The sequence below is a fragment of the Myxococcales bacterium genome (genome assembly GCA_022184915.1).
Classification (GTDB): domain Bacteria; phylum Myxococcota_A; class Polyangia; order Fen-1088; family Fen-1088; genus JAGTJU01.
In genome coordinates, this window is record JAGTJU010000002.1 from 882,069 (window position 1) to 902,113 (window position 20,045).

The following is a 20,045-nucleotide window of genomic DNA, read 5'->3' on the forward strand; positions in this document are numbered from 1 at the left end:
GGCGCTTCAGCTCCGGTAATCCGCGTTTTCGGTGACGTACTCGTGGCTGAGATCGGCGCCCACGACCGTGACCTCTTCGGCGTCGGCCTCCGGCCAGGTCATGTCGATCTCCACACAGCGCTCGTGAGGCGGGAAGCAGAGCGGGGGATGAAAGTGCCCGTCGGGCGTGGGCTGCGAGCGATAGAGCTCGGCGTCCTCCAGATGAGCCCGTAGCTCGGCTTCCAGCTTGGTGGAGAGGGTGAAGCTGCCGTTTTCGAAGAGTGTGCGTCCACCCATGGCCACGCGGGCGTGGCCCGGATCGAGCGGCCAGCCCGACGCGCCAATCACCTTTCCTATCGCGCCCAGGAGGCGGCCGACGTTGGGATCGTTGCCGCAGATGGCGGTCTTCACCAGCGGCGAGTTCACCACGGCCTTGCCAATCCCACGGGCCCACTCTCGGTTGGCCACGCCGCGCACCCTCACACGAATCACGTGGTGCACACCCTCGCCGTTGCGTACCACGTCTTCAGCCAAGTGCGCGCAGACTGCGAACAGCGCTGCCTCGAACGCGCTTTCGTCGGGACAGGGCACGAGGCCCGAGGACATGAGCAGCACCATGTCGCTCGTGCTCGTGTCGCTGTCGATGCTGATGCAGTTGAAGGTGCGCTCCACGACCCGCGTCAGCAGGGCGCGCAGCCGCTCACGGGGAACCGCAAGGTCGGTCAAGATGAAGCCCAACATGGTGGCCAAGTTGGGTTCGATCATGCCGGCACCCTTGACGATCCCCGTGAGGCAACCGGCTCCAACGGCCGCCGTGCGGGCCTTGGGATAGAGGTCGGTGGTCATGATCGCGGCCGCCGCGCCCGCAAGAGATTCGGGTGAAAGCGCGTCTACCGCCCGGGGTGCGGCGGCAATCATGTCGGCCACCGGTAGCTTCCATCCAATGACGCCCGTCGACGCAGGCAGTACGGCCGTACCGGGCACGCCGAGCGCGTGGCCGACGGCGGCGCAGACGGCCTCGGCATCCGCCTGTCCCGAAGGTGCACCGACGTTCGATATCTTGTTGTTGATGACAACCGCGGACACGGCGGCTTCGTCGAGACGCCGACGACCGATCATCACGGGGGCGCCGGCTACAGCGTTGCGGGTAAAGACGGCCGCGAAATCGGGCGTCGGGCGCTCGGCCGCGAGTACGGTCAAGTTCATCTGCGCCGGCTTTGCCACTTCAGCCGGGGTGAAAGAAAAGCGGGTCGTACCCGCACGGAAGCCCAGGGGCATCCGGGCCTGTTGGCCGATGAAGGCGCGGTGCTCGTTCTCCGAGGCGAAGCTTTGGCTCATGGCGGCCTCAAGCGTGCCAAGGCGTGCACGTGTGTCAAGCCAAAGCGTCGCCCCCGTCAGGCAGACGCTGGCGCCGCGTCTCTCTCGAACCCCTCGTAGCTCTCGATCGGTGGGCACGCACACACGAAGTTTCGGTCACCGAACACGTTGTCCACTCGACCCACGGAGGGCCAGAACTTGCGGTCGCGCACCCAGGCCACGGGATAGGCAGCCTGGCTGCGGGAGTAGGGGCGTTCCCAGCTTTCCGTCAGGAGGACCTCGGCGGTGTGAGGGGCGTTCTTGAGAACGTTGTTGTCTCGCGGCTGCTTGCCACTTTCCACCTCCGCGATCTCGTTCCGGATCGCGATGAGCGCGTCGCAGAAGCGATCCAATTCGGCCAGAGACTCGCTCTCGGTGGGCTCGATCATCAGCGTGCCGGGAATGGGGAACGACATCGTGGGCGCGTGGAAGCCGTAGTCCATCAAGCGCTTGGCGACATCTTCCACCTCGACACCGGCGCTCTTTTTGAAGCCCCGCAGATCCACGATGCACTCGTGAGCCACGCGGCCTTGGCGCCCTCGATAAACCACGGGAAAGTAGGGCTGCAAGCGGTGTGCGATGTAGTTGGCGTTGAGAATGGCAATCTCGGTCGACCGCCTCAATCCTTCGGCGCCCATCATGGCGACGTAGGCCCAGGAAATGAGCAAGATGTCTGCGCTGCCCCAGGGCGCCGCCGAGATGGTGCCCAGGCTCTTCTCGCCGCCCATCGACACCACGGGGTGCGAGGGCAAAAACGGGGCGAGGTGGGCCGCGCACGCGATGGGACCCATGCCGGGTCCCCCACCCCCGTGGGGAATGCAGAAGGTCTTGTGCAGATTGATGTGGCACACGTCGGCGCCAAAGTCGGCAGGGCGCGCGAGCCCCACGAGGGCGTTCAAGTTCGCGCCGTCCATGTACACCTGCCCGCCGTGCTCATGGATCGTCGCACAGATGGACTTGATCTCTTCCTCGAACACCCCGTGCGTGGAGGGATACGTGATCATCAGTGCCGCCAGAACGTCTGTGTGCTTGGCCGCCTTCAGCGCCAAATCGGTGAGGTCCACGTTGCCCTGGTCGTCACACTTGACCACCACCACATCGTACCCCGCCATCACGGCTGAAGCCGGGTTGGTGCCGTGCGCCGAAGCCGGAATCAGACACACGTTCCTGTGCCCGTGCCCTCGCTCGGCGTGGTACGCGCGGACCACGAGCAACCCGGCCAGCTCGCCCTGCGAGCCCGCGTTCGGCTGCAGTGAGATCCCGGGGAAACCCGTGACCGCCGTGAGCGCCGCCTCGAGCTGCCGGAAGATTTCGTGGTACCCCGTGGCCTGTTCGGACGGAGCGAAGGGATGCAGCTTGCACCACGATGGCCACGTAATCGGCATCATCTCGGTGGTGGCGTTCAACTTCATCGTGCACGACCCCAGCGGAATCATCGCGTGCGTGAGCGAGAGGTCGCGGGATTCGAGGCGCCGGATGTAGCGCAACATCTCCGTCTCGGAGTGGTAGCTCGAGAACACGGGGTGAGTCAGGAAGGGGCTTTGCCGGCGAAGCGCTTCTGGAAGCTCGGGCAGCGCCGACGCGGGCTCGCCCAGCTCGGCGCCGAAAATGGCCGCCAGACGGGAAAGCTCTTCGAGCGTGGTCGTCTCATCGAGCGAGAGCCCGAGACGGGTGGCGGACAGGGGCCGCAGGTTGATGCGACGCCGCCGTGCTTCGTCGTGAAAGTGAGCGATCTGCTCGGGGCTGCCCTCGACGCGGAGGGTGTCGAAGACGGGTCCTTCCGCGACTGCGATGCCTTTGCGCAGGAGGGCGGCGCGCAGAGTTGCCGTGAGACGCGCCACGCGCGTGGCGATCCCCGTGAGCCCCTCGGGCCCGTGGTAGACCGCGTACATGCTGGCCATCACGGCCAGCAGGACCTGCGCCGTGCAGATGTTGCTGGTGGCCTTCTCCCGCCGAATGTGCTGCTCGCGGGTCTGCAGCGCCATCCGATACGCCCGCTTGCCCTGGGCATCTTTCGAGACGCCGATGAGACGCCCCGGCATCTTGCGCGTGTGCACCGCGCGGGTCGAGAAGAACGCCGCGTGCGGACCCCCGAAGCCCATGGGCACGCCGAAGCGCTGGGCGCTGCCGAGCGCCACGTCCGCTCCCAGCTCACCGGGGGGCGTAAGTAAGGTGAGTGCGAGCAAGTCGCACGCCATGGCCACGTGCGCCTTCGTCGCATGGGCACGTTCGATGAAGGCGCGGTGGTCCACGATGCGCCCGTCCGAGGCCGGATACTGCAAGAGCGCCCCGAAGACCCGGCCGTCGAAGGCGAACGTTTGCGGATTGGCGACCACCACGGAGATACCGCGAGGCTTCGCCCGGGTCTGCACCACGGCAATCGTCTGGGGATGACAACCCTCGTCGACGAAGAAGGTGTTCGCCCCTTCCACCTCGCAGACGTCGTAGAGCATCTGCATCGCTTCGCCTGCGGCCGTCGCTTCGTCGAGCAACGAAGCTCCGGCCACATCGAGGCCCGTCAGGTCCATGACCATCTGCTGGAAGTTCACCAGTGCCTCCATGCGGCCCTGGGAGATCTCGGCCTGGTAGGGCGTGTACTGCGTGTACCAGCCCGGGTTCTCCAGGATGTTGCGCTGGATCACCGGCGGCGTGAAGCAGTCGTGGTAGCCCGCGCCGATAAATGAACGAAACAGCTGGTTTTGGGACGCCAACGCTTCCAGCGTCGCAAGCGCTTCCGCCTCGCTCCGCGGCGGAGGCAAGTCCATGTCGCCCTCGCACCGGATCGCGGCCGGCACGGCTTCGCCCACCAAGGCTTGCAGGCTGCAAGCGCCGAGCGCGCGGAGCATCGTTTCCACCTCTGCCGGGCGGGGCCCGATGTGGCGGTCGGCGAAACGAGCCCCGGCGGCGTGGGCAGAAAAGGGGCCAGGCGAAACGGCGTTGGTCATGGGCGAAATTGTCAGCTGCGTATTGGATGCGGGAAGCGGCTCAGTCGGTGCTGTCTCTCACGAAGGTCTCGTACGCCTCCGCGGTCATCAGCTTTCCGGTCTCCGAGGCGCTGGCAACTTCGATCTGGACGAGCCAACCCTGGTCGTAAGGGTCTTCGTTGACGTACTCGGGCGAGTCGCTGAGCGGAGTGTTGACCTTGACGACGCGGCCCGTGAGGGGCGCGAAGAGGTCAGAGACGGCCTTGACCGACTCGACCGAGCCAAATACCTCGCCCTGGGTCACCATCTCGCCCTCGCGCGGTAGATCGACCTGGGTCACGTCGCCCAGCTGCTCGACCGCGAACTGCGTGATGCCCACCGTGGCCACGTTGCCTTCGATGCGGGCCCACTCGTGGTCTTCGGTGTACATCAGGTCGGAGGGATAGTTGTCACTCATGCTGGGATGGCTCCTTGTCGTTGTCGGCGCGAATTGAGGAATGGGGGCTCGGCAGCTTACCGTTTGGGGCGGCGGTAAAACGGCCCGTCGACGATCTCGGCGGCTGCCTGTTTGCCTCGGCAGTCTACGAAAACGGTGGAGCCGGCCAAGGCCTTGGCAGAGGGTACATACGTCAGGCCGATGTTTTTTCCCACCGTGGGTCCTACCCCTCCCGACGTCACTTCACCCAGGACATCCCCCGGTTGGCCGTCGTGCACATCCAGAACGGGATACCCGTGCCGAGGAATGCCGCGGTCCTTCATGACGAAGCCCACGAGCCGCTTTGCCACGCCCGAGGTCTTCTGCGCGGCCAAAGCGTCCGCGCCCACGAACGCTCCTTTGTTCAGCTTAACCACCCAGCCAAGTCCCGCTTCGAGAGGACTCGTGTCCTCGGTGAGATCATTGCCGTACAGGGGCAACCTCGCCTCGAGCCGCAAGGTGTCCCGCGCGCCGAGGCCTACGGGCCCGCCTCCGACGCGTTCCGCTTCGGCGACCAAGGTGCCAAAGAGCTCTGCCGCGTCGGCCGGGGCGCAGAAGATCTCCACACCGTCTTCGCCGGTGTATCCGGTGCGGGCCACCCACACGGGTTTTCCGGCGAGGTTGAGGTTTGTTCGAAACCCAAATGAAGGAAGCGTCGAGATCCCGGGCACGCCGAGCGCCCCCTCCAGAACCTCGATGGCTTTGGGGCCCTGGAACGCGATGAGCGCCGTGGCGTCGGAGGCATCCTCGAGGGTACAGAGGTCGCCGGTCACCTCCCGGAACCAAGCCAGGTCCTTGGCGATGTTGGCCGCGTTCACCACGGTGAGAAGGTGGTCCTCCGCGACGCGGTAAACGATGAGATCGTCGACGATGCCCCCTCGGGGGTTGCAGGCCACCGTGTAGAGGGCCTGGCCATCGCTCAGGCGGCCCACATCGTTGGTCACGAGGTTCTGCACGGCGTGCAGCGCGCGGGCTCCCCGGAAGTGGAACTCGCCCATGTGCGAAACGTCGAAGACGCCGACAGCCTGCCGGGTGTAGGCGTGCTCCGCCAGAATCCCGGCTTTGTAGTTGACGGGCAGCGCCCAGCCGCCGAAGTCGATGATCCGGGCCCCCAGGCGCTCGTGGGCCTCGAAAATGGGGGTCCTCTTGAGGGGGCTACCGGCACCGGCGTGAGAGTCAGACATGAACGGCGCCATACTGAGAGAAACGGGGCCGCTAATCAAGGGTCAGGGTAGGGCGCCGCCCTGGAGGCTTCCGCCACCGGGACCGGGGCGCTGGCGGGGTTCAGGTACCAGGCGAGCACGGTGGCGGCTTGGTCCTGAACCGCCCGCGCCAACGCGGTATCGGTCACCTCGTTCATGAGGATCGAGAACACCAAAGGCGCGCGGTTCGGCGAGCCCACGAGCCCCGAAAGGGCACTCGTTCCGAGCAGCGTCCCCGTTTTGCCCCTGACGTAGCGCTCGGCGGGGCTACCCGCCATGCGCTGGGCGAGGGTGCCGTCGATGCCGGCCAGGGGCAGCGAGGCCGCAAACTCGCCCGAAATACGGAAGTCCCGCAGGGCCGCTCTCAGCACCACCGCGATCTGTTCCGAGGAAAACCGGTTCGAGTCGTAAAGGCCCGCCGCGTTCTCCATGCGGTAGGTGCCGCGTTTGATTCCCAGGGCCTCGAGGTAGCGCGCGACGGCTTCGAGGCCCTTGTCCCAGCTCCCCGGGGCTTGTAACGCCTCGGCCCCCAGCGTACGGACGAGCTGCTCCGCGACGAAGTTGTTCGATCGCTTGTTCATCTCGTGCACCACCACGGCCAGCGGTTCCGAGACGTGGGTTGCCAACAAGCGCAGCCCCTCGGGCGTAGGCCCCACCTCGACTTTTCCCTGTAGGGTGATGCCTCGCCGAGCCAACATGACGAGCGCGGTGTGTCCCAGGTAAAGCGCGGGGTCCACCACCCTGCGGGAGAAGGTGCGAGGTGTTTGGTCGGTCGTGATGCGCCCGCCGATCTGAATGCGGGTTTTGCCGTCGGTGCCAGCGAGCGTTTCAATCACGGGCCACGCCGGCGCTCGGCTCGAGGACAGGATGCGGCCCGTGACCTCGAAGTGGTCGGAGGCTGGCTCGAGCAGGACCCGCGCGGCCTGGCCGGGCTTGGGCGCGGGCAGCACCGTGATCGCCACGGCATTTGCGTTCAACGAGGTGGCCGAAGACGGCGCCCTGTAGGCACCCGACTCGTCCTTTTGTTCGTAAGCCGGAGGCAGCACGCGGCTGTCGAAGAAGGTGGGATCCACCACCAAGTTGCCCTTGATGCGACGAATGCCGAGCGCCCACAGCTGATTGGCGAGCTCGGAGAGGTCAGCCGTTTCGAAGGTGGGATCGCCGCCGCCGCGGAAGTAAAGGTCCCCGGCCAGCTCTCCGCCCGCCTCGAGGTATCGGCCCGAGGTCCGCTGGGGACCGTACACCGCCGTTCGGAACCGGTACTCGGGGCCGAGCAGAGACAGCGCCGCCGAGGAGGTGACCAGCTTGACGTTCGAGGCCGCGTTGAGCTGGGCCTTGGGCTCGCGCGCATAGAGCACCCGGCCCGTTTCTTGATCCAGGACACTCACCGAGACCTTCGCGGCGCCCAGCGGGGCAGGGACCTGGCCGGGGCCACCGAAAAGAGCGTCGAGCTGGGCTCCCAGCCACTTGGCACGGGCCGCCCCGTCGGCCGGAGGGGACGGGAGAGGGGGCAGCGCCAGGGTTCGCGGCCCCAGCGCGGCGGCCAGCCGCTCCGCGGTCATCTCGGGGGCCGAAGGCGTGGCCGTCAGGGTTCCGTCGCTTGGCCGGGCCGGCGAGGCCAGGGGGGAGGCTGGTGCGGGCGTGGCCGGAGCCGCGGGCCGTTGCGGCGCCGCGCAGGCCAGCAGCGAAGCCCCAAAGAGCGCATGGCAGGCCAGTCGAAGACGCGTGGAAGGCGTGAGCCTCATGGTCTCAGCAAATTAACCGCAGGCCAGGGCCGCGGTCCAGGTTCGCTTCGCGTCGTCCGGACGGCGGGAGGCGAAGCGGAGCTCTCACGCCGCGAAAGCCGCCTATAATCGCGGGATCTTGTCGAACGATCTGTTTTCCCGCGCTGCCGAAAAGGACCGCAGAGGCCAACCTCTCGCAGAGCGCATGCGGCCGAGCCGCCTGTCGGAGGTGGTGGGACAGGCTCAGCTCCTGGGCCCTCACACGTGGCTCCGGCGCGCGATCGACAGCCGTCGCCTGACGTCCGTCATCCTGTGGGGCCCCCCTGGCGTGGGCAAGACCACCTTGGGACGCCTGATTGCCCGCGAAATCGAGGCCCACTTCGCCCCGCTCTCGGCGGTCATGTCGGGCGTCAAGGATCTGCGAGAGGCCATCGCAGAGGCGGAGCAACTTCGGAACCTGCGAGGGCGTCGCACGGTGCTCTTCGTCGATGAGATTCACCGCTTCAACAAGGCGCAACAAGACGCCCTGCTGCCTCACGTCGAATCAGGAACCGTCATTCTTGTGGGTGCCACCACCGAGAACCCGTCCTTCGAGGTCAACGCGGCGCTCTTGTCCCGCACCAAGGTGCTCGTCCTGCAACCGCTCAGCGCCGAGGATCTCGAAACCCTGCTTGCGCGAGCCCTCGCCGATCCCGTGCAAGGCCTGGGAGGGCAAAGCCTCGTCTGTCCTCCGGAGATCCGCAAGCTGATCGCCGCCGAGTCCCGCGGGGACGCGCGGCGTGCGCTGGCCACCCTCGAGGCCGCCGCTGCCGTGAACGCCCCCGATGCCGAGGGGCAACAGATCATCGACCGCCGGGCGGTAGAGGAGGCCCTGCAACGCAAGACTCTCCTTTACGATAAGGCGGGCGATGAGCACTACGCCGTCGTCAGCGCGTTCATCAAGAGCTTGCGGGGGAGCGATCCGGACGCGGCCACCTACTGGCTGGCCCGGATGATCGAAGCTGGGGAAGATCCTCTCTTCATCATGCGGCGGATGGTCATCTTTGCATCCGAGGATGTCGGCAATGCCGACCCCCGGGCCCTGTCCGTCGCCCTTGCAGCCATGGAGGCGGCGCGCTTCATCGGCTTCCCGGAGGCGGTGTATCCGCTGACCCAGGCGGCGCTCTACCTGGCGTTGGCGCCGAAGAGCCACAGTGCCCTCACCACCTACCGAGCCGCGCAAGCCGCCGTCGAAGCGCACGGACCTCTCCCCGTGCCCGCCCATCTGCGGAACGCCTCCTCGGGCATGGCCCGCGCCCTGGGCCACGGCCGCGACTACCGTTACCCCCATGATCACCCTGGCCATCACGTGGAGCAGTCGTATCTGCCCGAGGCCCTCAAGGACAGTTGCTTCTTTCGCCCCTCGGACCAGGGCGAAGAGCCCCAGCTGGCGGAGGCCTTTCGGAGGCGTTGCGAACGAGGCTGAGGACCTCGCAGGGCGCCTGCCTCGATACCGCGACCCCCGCTGCGTCTTCGAAACGAAGAGGGCCCGCCGTGGCGAGCCCTTCTTGTGTGTGGTGCCGCAGTGTTTGGCAGCCCCTGGGGGCTACTTCTTGCGGCGTCGCCCCAATCGGAAGGCTCCGATACCTGCCACCGTCAGTCCGAAGATAACGAGCGGCACGGCTGCCGGATTGCCCTGGTTGCCCGCCACGGAGTCAGGCTGCATGAAGCACCCGCCCTTGAAGTCGGGGTCACAGATGTCGCCCAAGCCGTCCTTGTCCTTGTTGCTCTGGCGGGCGTTCGTGAGCGTGGGGCAGTTGTCGCACTTGTTCACGATGGCGTCGAGGTCGAAGTCTTCACAGGCATCGCCCACGCCGTTGCCGTCCACGTCCGCCTGGTCCGGATTGTAAAGCCGTGGGCAGTTGTCCTCGAGACCAATGAAGCCATCCGGCTGGTCCTGACCAAGGCAATCCTTGTCGTCGTCGTCCGCATCGCCCGGCGTGGCCACGTTCGTGAAGCGAATGTAGTCCAGCTTGATGCAGTCTGGGTCGTCGAGGTTCTGCACGTCGCAGTCCGGAGTGGCCTCGGTCGACGGCGTGAACGTGAAGCCATCGAAGGTCTTGCCCGCGTACTCGGGCACTTTGCGGAGATCCACCGCGTAGGTATGGAACTTTCCGTCCCACACCAAGTAGGGCTTGCGCTCTGTATCCGAGTCCTGAACCGCGGGGTTGTCTGTGGGAATCCGAATCGTGGGGCCGTCCTTGAGTTGCACGATCGCAGTCGCCTTGGGCTGCTTTTGGGGATCGCGATCCCTCAAGGGAAGCGCCATGCGCACGAGCAAGGCGTTGTCCCCGTAGACCACGAATCTCTCTCCCTTGACGTTCGCCACCTCAGGCTCCCGTTCAGCGATGCGCCCGTCGATGCGGACGGGAAGCTGCTGGTTGTGGGTGGTGAACTGGAGAGTGCCGTCGGCCCCGGGCGTATTGATGTTCGCGTAGCTCAGGATGGCCGGCGAGTTGAGATCCTGCTTAGGTCCCGAGACCACCATGCTCAGCCCACCCGCGGGCGTGAAGGTTCTTTCGTCGTCAACCTTTTGCATGAACTCCCAGTAAGCGGAGTCGTCGTAGGCCTGGTCGAAGGTGGTCCGCATCCGTCCTCGGTAGCTCGTCAACATGTAAAAGTACTGCTCGTAGGCCCGGCGCCACCGCAGCATGTGCTCGAGCTGCTCTTCGTTGATCTTGTCCAATAGACCCGAATCGCATGAGGTTTGGTCGCACACGGACCCGTCCGGCTTTGTTTCGTCTTTTGCCACTTTGTCTTCGGGCTTGGTCACGACGACCCAGAGCTGCTTGATGTGGTGGGGCGCTGCCGTGAACTCTGGGTCGCGGGGAGGTGTTTGGCCGGGGGGAAGCCGGAGAAGGTCGTTGACAGAACGCTCGTGAGACTTGCCATCGCTGTAGACCTGAATGGCCTTGGCTCCGGTGCCGACGCCGAGCAACCGAGGTAGCCCCATGCGAGGCCCCGCCTGACCCTGAAACTTGCCCTCGACGGCCTCGGGTCCAATCATGTCGTCCACGCCCACCTCGTAGACCCGAATCTTTGCCTCAGTGACGGGGGCGAAGCCCATTAGCCACAGCTCGAGGGGGTTGAACACAGACAACCGCTGGCCCCGAAAGGGAGGCGAGCCTGCCTGGAAGGCGGCAGGGCCTCCGTTTGAGGCCGTTCCGTTTCCGTTCTCGAACCAGTTCGCACCGCCTCCCATGAGGGACCCGTCCATGTCCAGGAACGAGTTCCAGATGCGTGGACGCAGAACGTTGAAGTTCGGAGACCTGACGACCTGGGCGTTGGCGGGAGAAGTGCTCCACATCCCCGTGGCTCGATCGAACTGAGCGTAGGGCGGACGGACGCTGGCGACCAGGTTCGTCTTGTTGTCAGGGCAGACCGACAGCGCGGGCTCGCCAAAGGCGAGGGGGTTCTTCATGGGGTCGTCGATGACGCGGGTTCCAGAGACCTGGTTCAAATCCAGCAAAGGCCTTCCCCCAGTGGGCAGCTCGAGCACTGGATCCTTTACGGACCCTGTCGCGCCTCCATCTGGGGCTCCGCCATCAGGCGGAGTCCCGCCCGCGGGCGGGGAGCCTGCAAGCCGCTCTGGCACCGCGAAACCGTTATCAGGGTTAGGGGGGGAGCACTGGCTTCGTTGCATGCCGTCGAAGGCGAACCAGTTGTCTCCCTGAAGTTCGAGCTCCTCTCTCAGGTACGGGCCGAACATCTGAGAGGTGGCTTGCGCCAAGGCCTGATAGCCGTTGAAGTAGTCGTAGCAGAGTGAGTTTGTGTCGCAGAGGCGGTAGCGAACCTCGAAGCCTGGAACGCCGGCCGGGTCGGGAAGCGGCCACCATTTCAGCACCTCAGGAACTTGGCTTCCCCGGGGAGGCACGTACGTGCCGAAGTTAGTGGTGCTTCCCCCGGTCAGGTAACCCACCCAGGGAATGCCCGGCACACGCGACTTACGGTCGATACCGATGCCGCCGACATCGCTCACCCCACTGGCGCCGCCCTCGCGATAGAAGAACATGCGCACGACGGATCCCGCGCCGAACACGCTCGCGGCTTCGGAGTCCGCGTAGAAGAACACGACTTGATCCCACTCGGGAATCGGAGCGCCTGAGTCATTGAGGGTCTTCAGGAACTTATCAACCACCTTTTGGCGGTCAAAGTTGCAGTTCCAACGGAAGATGCCTTGGTCTCTCAGGGAGCCTGACCTGCAGCCGCTGCGGTCCAAAAGGTCAGGGGTGCCCGCGAGGATGAAGAGGTCGTCCTTGACGCAATCAACCTTCTTCGTGTCGGTACACTGAAGTGCTGCTGGAACCGCATGGGCCTGGGTTTGGCCCAGTAGCAGGCCCACCAACACGACCGCACTTTGGGTCTTGAACACTTTGCGAACCTGGGGAGCTGAAGAGCCGAAAACACGCATGGGAATTACTCACCGGGGAAGGGGTAAAAAGCCGGATCCTTGCGGCATGCATCGAACTGGTAGGTTTTGTCCTTCCCGTCCGAGTCCTGCCCGTCCGGAATTGCGATGGTTTGGCAGGTGCTATCGGCGGCTGCGTCCTTGCCCGTGAAGTCATCCGAAAAGTAGGCGGGCGTGGCGTACTGGCAGCGAGCCTTCGAGAAAGCCGCGCCTTCGGAGACGTTGCAGTCTCGAAGGCAGTATTCACCGCCGCTCTCGGCAAACTCGTTCCGTACAGGCATGCACCGAAACCCGGGCATCAGTTCGGCTCCGCAGCGGCTATCGAGGGGCATATCGATCTCCACGGGCGTCTTTCTGCCCTCAGCGTTCTCCACCTCGATGGTGACCTTCACCGTTTCCGCTTGCCTGAGGTTGGCGAGGCGGCTGTTACAGGTCAAGTAGCAGCCGCCGATGCCCGAGACCGGATCTCCCAGGCACCCGTAGAGCCGCTCGTTGCTCACTTCGACCAAGCGCGCCCCGTTGCTCTGAAGCTCCTGGCGCTTCGCCAGCCAAGCGGGGTCCACGATGCCCTCGACCCCGGCGCGGCCTCGATTGAGAACGAACCACTGCTCCACCCGGTCTCCTGGAACGTCCGGGGCATCTGGCCTGTCCTCCGCGACAACTGTTTGGCAGCTCGCCACGGTTGGCGCGCAGTAGGCACCCCAGCGCACGCGCTTGGGCTCGCAGGCGGGATCCGTTCTGATGCCTTGCAACCGGGAGCAAACCAGCCCCAGGCTTTGGCAAGGGTCATTGTCAGGAGTAGCCTCGGAACAACCGATCCGCGCGCCGGTGAGGGGCAGGTTCATCACCACGCCCTCTCTCGGCTCCGTGCGGGGGCTCAGGCGCGAGTCGTCAACTTTGGAGATGTTCCTGAACCCGGCACTTTCGATGAAGCCGTCAGTTACCTCTTGCCCGAAGTCCGTTACGTCGATGTTCCACCACCAGCGGATGGGCCGGTAGCCCAGAGGATCCCCTTTTGTTCGTCTCGGTTTTGCTCCGGCCGTGATGAAGTAGTCCAGGTAGAACGACTCGGATCGGGCGCGGAGCCGCGGGATGAAGATTTGGCCGATGGGTGCCACGACTTGGCGGCGTGCTGCCGTACCCTCGCCCAAGGTGAACTGGTCCGTGTCGAGCACGGTGAGGCGTTCGTCATCGACTCCGTCCGGATCCAGCGTCGTCTTGTAGAGCTCGTAGGTGTCCTTTCCTTCTGCTCCAGGCGTCGTTCTCCCCAAAGAAGGCCAGCCGTTCACCAGGTAGCAGTCAACACGCTTGCGTCGGTACCAAAGCTCCACCAAGGGCTGCGGGTTACGCCTTTGCGAGGTGTCGTAGGCATCAATGGTCGGAATCACCAGGGAGCGGGAATCCACCAGAGGACAGTTGATCACGTGCCCCGTCTGTTTCAGCTTGAAGTCTCCTTGCTCTCGGTCCCAACCCTTCTCGAGCGTCTCCCAGCTCTTGATCGCATCGGGCTCGTAGCCGGAGGGGGCAATGACGGTCACCACTTCCCAGAGGCCTGAGTAGTCTTGTTGTAGCAAGGCCTCGTTTCGATCGAAAATCACGTTTACGATGGGCCGCTGGTAATCAGGCACGTTTCGGTTGGGGTCGATCAGAAGATTCCGTTTCCTTACGGGATAAGCGAGGTCCCTCGGCGCATCGGCGGAAGGATTTGGATCTCGAACCCCCTTGCCACCCGGCATGGTGTAGTAGCCCGTCTTCGCTTCGAGGATCGGCGCCGAAAACATCGGGTTGCCCCTGGAATCGAAGAAAAAATACATCGGGTTGACCGGAGCTACCTTTGGTACCCGCACGTCTTCGTCCAGGCTGAGCCTCGAGCGCGTCTCCTCGTCCGGTGTGTCTCGGGCCGCCGCGGCCCATCCGAAGTCATAGAGCTGAACCGGCGCGCCATCCAGGAATGCTTCGCGCGCCTGGTAGGTTGGGATTTCTCCGGCGTCTTGGAAAAACGCCTGAAGATCTACGCCACCGAAGTCTCCGTCGACGAGGTCTTCGCCGCAGCCGGCAATGAGGAGGACCGAAAGAGCCGCCACAGCGGTGCTGTGAACCTTGCTCGGGAGACTAGGACTTCCGGACATGAATGACTCCGTAGAAGGGGAGGGTCTGAGCGGTGGTCGGGCGCACGGGGTGCGGAACGCGTAGCGCGCTTTTAACAGATAGGAATTTCGTAGGCAACCGGTTTGGCGGACCAAACCTCAAGGGTTTCAGCAGCCTAGGCTTTTGACACCAGGTCGGTGTCGTAAGGTCAAAAAAAAGCGACGCGCCCGTTCCGGGGCGCGTCGCTACGCACACGCATTCGCTCCAGCGTGCGTCTACTGAGCGTCAGTAGCGATTTGCTCGGGCGTGAGCACCACGGAGTAGAGTTTCACGTCGTCGATCGCACCGTGCCAGCCTTCCTTGACGAGGTCGATGTTTTGGTTGGCGCCGATGATGAGGTTCGTCGTGTCCTGTGCGATCGAGAAGAGGGCGCCGGAGGCGTCGCTTTCCTGACCGTCGATGTAAACTTTGTCCCCCAAAGCGCTGTCGTAGGTGACGGCAAGGTGATGGAACTTCTCGTCTTTGGGAACGACGTCCGGAGAGGTTGCACCCTGCAGGGTAACGCTCGCCGCCAGCTGTCCGTTCACTACGCCGAACCCGAAGCGTTCCACCGAGGTGCCGCTTTGGTGCCGACTGACCAGGAAGTTCCAGTCCTCGCCGGACGGGTCGAAACCGTCAACTCGCGCCCATAGAGTGATCGTGAAGGTATCTTGGATCGAATTGATGCTGACGGAGCTGGGAACCCGGACCCAGTAAGGGTTCGATGAATTGGGGTTGTCCAGGAAGAGCGCCTGGCCACGCTTGCCGCAGGTGAACGTGGCAGTTGCAGACGGAGCGTCGGCCACCGTGCCGCGCACGAACGTTCCGTTGTTCATGTTCGAGGAGCTATCCTTGGTGTCCCCGTCGAACTTCCAGTGCCCGATGAGACCTCCCGTCACGTTCAGACCCCCGCTGGTGGAGGGGCAGTTTCCGGTGCCTGGGTTGCCCGAGCCGCCCGAGCCGCCGGTGGTGCCGGGCGAACCACCCTTGCCGCCGCTCGCGCCGCCGGTGCCACCACTGGTGCCACCCTTGCCGGCCGAGCCGCCGCCTTTGCCGCCCTCTGTCGAGGAGCCGCCTTTGCCGCCCTCTGTCGAGGAGCCGCCTTTGCCACCCTCTGGCGAGGAGCCGCCTTTGCCACCGGACTTCGAGCCGCCGTTGCCGCCCCCGCCGGTATCTTCATCGTCATCTGTGCTGCTGGCGCCTCCGCAGGCGACGACACCGTAGCCGAACGCACAACCGAGGACTGCCACGAGACTGGCGTACTTACTGAGCTTCATTTGGTTCCCCCTGCGAAACGGGCGCGCGCGGTTCGCGGCGCTGTCAAGTTAACGTGACAGTCGATACTATCGAAACCTCCTACACCTGCAACAGGAAAGTCACCTTACATGTTCGCGGGATGTAAGCAAATGTCACCCCGCCATGGAGGCTCCATCCGACGCAGCGCTCGTCACATGATGGGGTCCGATTCGCCCAGGAGTCCTTTAAGTGAAGAACTTTCTTAGGGATTTTACGTCGAAGTCGAGGGCCCAATGTTTCGCGGCCCGGGCCAGGACGAGAGCCTGGTCACGCCGGCGCACCGCGGGGCGTCTCGAGAAGATGTCAAAGTCCGCGTCCTCGATCTTGTCCAGCAAAGCCATGCCCAAGAGCCAGATAAGTGACAACTCTAGCCTCAGGTCCGGGCCCACCATGCGCAACAGGGGGCGGCCCTTCTCGAAGTGGGTGCGCGCCCGTGCGACCTGGAAGCGCAGCAGGCTCCGAATGTTCGTGGTGGGCTTGAACGCCTTGAGCTCGAGTTCGCTCACGCCGAAAAAGTGCAGATCTTCGGCCGGGATGTAGATGTGGTCGCGGGCGGCGTCGGCCGCCACGTCTTGCCAAAAGTTCGCGAGCTGAAGCGCCGTTGAGATCTCGTCGGCGAAGCCAACGAGGTTGGGGTCCTGGTAGCCGAAGAGCGCCAACAACAGGCGCCCCACCGGTTCGGCCGAGAGCTTGGTGTAGCCTCGGAGGCTGTTGAAGCTGGCGTAGCGCCGCACCTCGAGGTCCATCCGAAACGCCGAGAGCAGGTCGTCGAAGGGGGGCAGGGGGAGGTTGCGCTTTTCAATCGTGTCTGCGAGGGCGATGAAGATCGGATGCCGGGCTTCGCCGTGAAAGCACCGGTCGAGCTCGTTCTGCCATCGGTCCAGCGCCTCCAGGCGTCTTCCGGCATACGCCGGCTCGTCGGCGAAGTCGTCGGCCGCCCGGGCAAAGGCATAGAGCGCCAGAAGATGGGGCCGAATGTCGGGAGGAACGAAGCGCGACGCGACCGGGTAGCTTTCGGTGTGCTCACGGGCAAAGCGCTCGCAGTAGGCGTAAGCGCTCTCCACGGTCCAGGCATCGAGGGGTGCGTCCAGCCACTTGGTGCTGGTGGCGGGCTTCGGTGGCGCACTCGAGGCCCCGGCGGCCGCGGCGCCAGCCTCCACCGCCGCCCGTGCGGCCCCCTTGAGCAGCTGCCGGATCACGGAGTGGCCTCCGCCGAAGGGGCCCGCAGCGGTGGGCGGGCGGTCTCCGTTTCGGCAGGCAGAGGTATTTCCGACGTGGCCCGCCGATGACAGGCCATGTGGCCTCGCTGAATGCCTTCCGTGGCGAGAGCACGCAGAGCCGCGAGGTTCGAGGCCATGCCAACCGCGCCGATGACAACGGCCAATGTGGTGGCGGAGTCGACACCCAGAAGCCGCTGTGCAAGCCTGGCCCCCGCGTGCACACCCAGCGTACCGCCCACCGTCCCCACGGCGAGCGGCATGACGAGCTCTCCTTGAAGATGGCCCTCGCCATCGGTCCACCACCGTGAGAGCGGCCGATAGCGTCCGCTGGCCGCTGCGAAGGCGTGAGCTCCCGCTTCCACGCCGCGCCAGTCGTTGCCCGTGGCGATCACCACGGCGTCCACACCGTTCATGATGCCTTTGTTGTGGGTGGCAGCCCGGTAGGCGTCGTCTTCGGCGAACCGCGAGGCGCTTGCGATCGCTTCGGCGGCGTCTTCACCCGCGGTGGCCTCCGTGGCGAGCGCCGCAAAAGGCACGCGGGCGCGCAAGCGAACGAGCCGTTTGTCGGAGAGATTCGTGAGGATGCGCAGCCCCGCTTTGCCGCCGCTCAGCGCCGCCAGTGTGGGCGCCATGCCTTCGGCCACGGTGTTGAGCAGGTTCGCCCCCATCGCATCCCGGCAGTCGATGTGAACGTGCACCACCACCCGGCCCACGTCGCCGCCCTGGTCGCGGGCGGGAAGCCGCACCTCGAGGTCGCGGGCTCCGCCTCCGCGCGCCACCATGCGAGGGATGAGCTCGTTGGCGTGCGCGAGCAGAGTGTCCTTGCGAGCAAGTATCTCGGCCTCTGCCTTGGTGGCGTGAGGGACCTCGAGCAGCTCGATCTGGGCGGTCATGATCGGATCGTCCGCCTCGCCGTGGAAGCCGCCCCCCGCGCGCACCATGCGGGCTGCGTTCGAGGCCGCCGCGATCACCGAGGGCTCCTCGACCGCCATGGGTACGGCGTAGTCTTCGCCGTTCACCCTGAAATTCAGCCCGAGGCCGAGCGGCAGGGCGTAGACGCCAATTGCGTTTTCCACCATACGGTCGGCCGTGGCGCGGTCGAGACCGCCTGCGTCCAGGACCTGGAAGGCGTCCTCGCCGAGGTCACCTCGGGCCGCAATCTCGTCGCGGCGGGCGGGCAGCGGCAGCTTGTAGAATCCAGGAATACGCGAGTCTCGGATGGCCATCGGTTACCTTTGATGCGCCACCTCGGAAATGCTCGCCATGCGGCGTCTGACGCCAAGGGGCTCAGGCCGAACGTCTAGCACCGAAAGCCCCTCGGGGCACTCGGAAGTGAAGGCCCGGGCAGCGTCGGCGCTGGGGAACAACGCAATGCCGAGGTCTCCGCCGCCCGCGCCTGAAGGCTTGGCGGTGCCGCCCAAGGCGCGTGCTACCCGGGCGGCAGCCTGAAAGGCGGGGGTGACGATGTCGAGCCGCGCCGAGTTGCCGAGCTCGAGCAGCGTTTCGCGGTACGCATCGGCGGCCTGGATGACGCCCGCCACGTTGCCTACCGACAGGGCCGAGACGAACCGACCCCCGAGCGTTTTCAGCTCGTCCATGAGCCATTTGTAGAGGGGCGGGGTGTCTTGCTTGAGCGCCATCACGGACTTGACCATGTGGACGGTGCTTGCCGGCTGGCCCGAATAGAACACGACCAGGCTCAGGTCAGCCGGTGTGGGGAGGGCTTCGCGGAGCACGGGGGCCTCTTCGGAGCGCTGGAAGTGGAGGAAGCCCCCGTACGTAGCCACGGCCACGTCGGCGCCCGAGCCGACGCCGTCTTGAGCGGCGCGGTGGGCGGCGTCCGCGACCTCGAACACCAGGTCCCGGTGCTCGGCCACGGCATGTCCTCCGTACTCGAAGACCGCGCCCACGGCCGCGACGGCGGCGGCCGCGCTCGAGCCCACGCCGATCTTGGCCTCGCCCCGCCGGAATTGACTGGTATCGACCAGCACGGAGCCCGCGGGCAGGGCCTCACCCACCTCTCCAAGGGCGTCCCGCGCACGCCGCACCGCTTGTTCCACCACGGCAGACGCCGCCTCGAGCCCGGGAATGAACTGAGCAACGGCGTTGCAGCTGACGGCGGTCAAAACGGCCGAACCGCCTTCGAGCACGCCGTATTCACCCACCACGAAGACCTTGCCGGGCGCCACCACCACGGGGGCGCCTCGCAGCGTGGTGCGGTCGTTCACGCGACCTCCGGGACAGCGGGCAGCACGCGGGCCGCTTCGCCCGGGCGAGCCACCAAGGTCTCGAGAACCCCGGGCACCTCCGCGAGCGCCGCCTGGACCTGGGCCGCGTCTTCGCTCCGGCAAAGCACCTTCACGTGGGGGCCTGCGTCGATGGTGAAGAAGGCCGCCGTGCCTCGCTGACGCAAGAGCTTGACGGCTTCGATGGCCCCGAGGGTCACGGGGTTCCAGTAAAGAATGCCGGGATCCGCCGCCATTGCGGCGGCATGCATGCGGAGGCAACTGCGTTCCGCGATGCGGCCGAGGGCGTCCAGATCGCGCCGTTCGAGGGCCGTGTGGGCGGCCCTCAAGTCTGCCGGAACGCTTGCGATCCAAGCCTCGTGAAAGGGCGAGGTCGAGCCGGTGTGTTGCATGGCCTCCGTCGAGCCCAGGGCCTTTTCCCCTCTGGCCGTGAGGGCGACGACGAGGCGGACCTCCCACGCGTCGGGCGGCAACAGGGGCCATGCAAACGCGTCCTCACCATCCTCGCGCAAGCCGGCGTCCATCTGGACGAAGCCGCCGAAGATGGAGCGCGCGGCAGAGCCCGAGCCCTGTCGGGCCAAGCGGGAGAGCGCAGGCGGATCCAGGTTTAGGCCAGCCGCGCGGCTGGCGGCGAGGGCCAACGCCGCAAATCCGCTTGCTGAAGAGGCGAGCCCTGCCGCTGTGGGGACGGTGTTTCGTGTGATCACTTCGGCAGGCGCCGTCAGATTGGCCCGGTTGCGGACCAGGTCGAGAAACCGGCTGGTACGTGCCGCAACGACGGGCTTGGCAGGCTCCCCGTTCAGCACGACCACGTCTTGGCCCGAGGTGGCAGGCAGAAAACGGACCGAGGTCGTGGTTCCCAGCTCCGCGAGGGTGAGGGACAGGCTGCCGGCGGCGGGCAAGTTCAAGGCGCCAGGCCGCTTGCCCCAGTATTTGACCAGCGCAATGTTGGTACCGGCCCAGGCGGTCACGCGGGAGGGAGGGGAATCGACCGAGGCCGCGCGGGGCGCGGACAGAACTCCTGGGGTCATTGACCCCAAGACATAGCG

13 protein-coding genes are annotated in these 20,045 nt (G+C 65.5%); 1 reads left to right on the forward strand and 12 read right to left on the reverse strand.

Going from position 1 to position 20,045, the window contains the following annotated elements:
* Positions 1 to 6: 6 nt before the first annotated feature.
* The 5 genes from KA712_11345 to dacB are packed head-to-tail and all read right to left on the reverse strand — an operon-like array spanning position 7 to position 7,681.
* Positions 7 to 1,317: a bifunctional ornithine acetyltransferase/N-acetylglutamate synthase gene (locus KA712_11345; GenBank protein MCG5053545.1), complete on the reverse strand. Its 1,311-nt coding sequence runs from the start codon at positions 1,315 to 1,317 to the stop codon at positions 7 to 9.
* Positions 1,318 to 1,373: 56 nt separating this feature from the next.
* Entirely contained in the window at positions 1,374 to 4,280 is a 2,907-nt protein-coding gene (gene gcvP, locus KA712_11350) for an aminomethyl-transferring glycine dehydrogenase (protein ID MCG5053546.1), read from the reverse strand.
* A gap of 40 nt (positions 4,281 to 4,320) precedes the next feature.
* Entirely contained in the window at positions 4,321 to 4,716 is a 396-nt protein-coding gene (gene gcvH / locus KA712_11355) for a glycine cleavage system protein GcvH (GenBank protein ID MCG5053547.1), read from the reverse strand.
* A gap of 56 nt (positions 4,717 to 4,772) precedes the next feature.
* Positions 4,773 to 5,918 carry a glycine cleavage system aminomethyltransferase GcvT gene (gene gcvT, locus KA712_11360; protein MCG5053548.1) on the reverse strand — a complete coding sequence of 382 codons (1,146 nt, stop codon included), beginning with the start codon at positions 5,916 to 5,918 and terminating at the stop codon, positions 4,773 to 4,775.
* A gap of 35 nt (positions 5,919 to 5,953) precedes the next feature.
* Entirely contained in the window at positions 5,954 to 7,681 is a 1,728-nt protein-coding gene (gene dacB, locus KA712_11365) for a D-alanyl-D-alanine carboxypeptidase/D-alanyl-D-alanine-endopeptidase (protein ID MCG5053549.1), read from the reverse strand.
* 184 nt (positions 7,682 to 7,865) lie between these two features.
* Between dacB and KA712_11370 the strand changes: the two genes are divergently transcribed.
* Positions 7,866 to 9,125 carry a replication-associated recombination protein A gene (locus tag KA712_11370; protein MCG5053550.1) on the forward strand — a complete coding sequence of 420 codons (1,260 nt, stop codon included), beginning with the start codon at positions 7,866 to 7,868 and terminating at the stop codon, positions 9,123 to 9,125.
* A gap of 120 nt (positions 9,126 to 9,245) precedes the next feature.
* Here the strand turns inward: KA712_11370 and KA712_11375 are convergent, their stop codons facing one another.
* From KA712_11375 to mvaD, 7 genes are all read right to left on the reverse strand, one after another.
* Positions 9,246 to 12,110 (reverse strand): thrombospondin type 3 repeat-containing protein, encoded by a 2,865-nt coding sequence (locus KA712_11375; GenBank protein ID MCG5053551.1) that lies wholly within the window; start codon positions 12,108 to 12,110, stop codon positions 9,246 to 9,248.
* Positions 12,111 to 12,115: 5 nt separating this feature from the next.
* Positions 12,116 to 14,236 carry a hypothetical protein gene (locus KA712_11380; GenBank protein ID MCG5053552.1) on the reverse strand — a complete coding sequence of 707 codons (2,121 nt, stop codon included), beginning with the start codon at positions 14,234 to 14,236 and terminating at the stop codon, positions 12,116 to 12,118.
* A gap of 234 nt (positions 14,237 to 14,470) precedes the next feature.
* Positions 14,471 to 15,511, reverse strand: coding sequence for a LamG domain-containing protein (locus tag KA712_11385; protein MCG5053553.1), 1,041 nt, complete (start codon positions 15,509 to 15,511; stop codon positions 14,471 to 14,473).
* 204 nt (positions 15,512 to 15,715) lie between these two features.
* Positions 15,716 to 16,729, reverse strand: a complete 1,014-nt coding sequence (gene hpnC, locus KA712_11390; GenBank protein MCG5053554.1) for a squalene synthase HpnC — start codon at positions 16,727 to 16,729, stop codon at positions 15,716 to 15,718.
* Positions 16,726 to 17,976 (reverse strand): hydroxymethylglutaryl-CoA reductase, degradative, encoded by a 1,251-nt coding sequence (locus KA712_11395; GenBank protein ID MCG5053555.1) that lies wholly within the window; start codon positions 17,974 to 17,976, stop codon positions 16,726 to 16,728. Before KA712_11395 ends, hpnC begins: the two co-directional genes overlap by 4 nt.
* Before the next feature lie 3 nt (positions 17,977 to 17,979).
* Positions 17,980 to 18,978, reverse strand: coding sequence for a hypothetical protein (locus tag KA712_11400; protein ID MCG5053556.1), 999 nt, complete (start codon positions 18,976 to 18,978; stop codon positions 17,980 to 17,982).
* Positions 18,975 to 20,027 carry a diphosphomevalonate decarboxylase gene (gene mvaD / locus KA712_11405; GenBank protein MCG5053557.1) on the reverse strand — a complete coding sequence of 351 codons (1,053 nt, stop codon included), beginning with the start codon at positions 20,025 to 20,027 and terminating at the stop codon, positions 18,975 to 18,977. The genes KA712_11400 and mvaD overlap by 4 nt, the downstream gene beginning before the upstream one ends.
* Positions 20,028 to 20,045 lie beyond the last annotated feature (18 nt).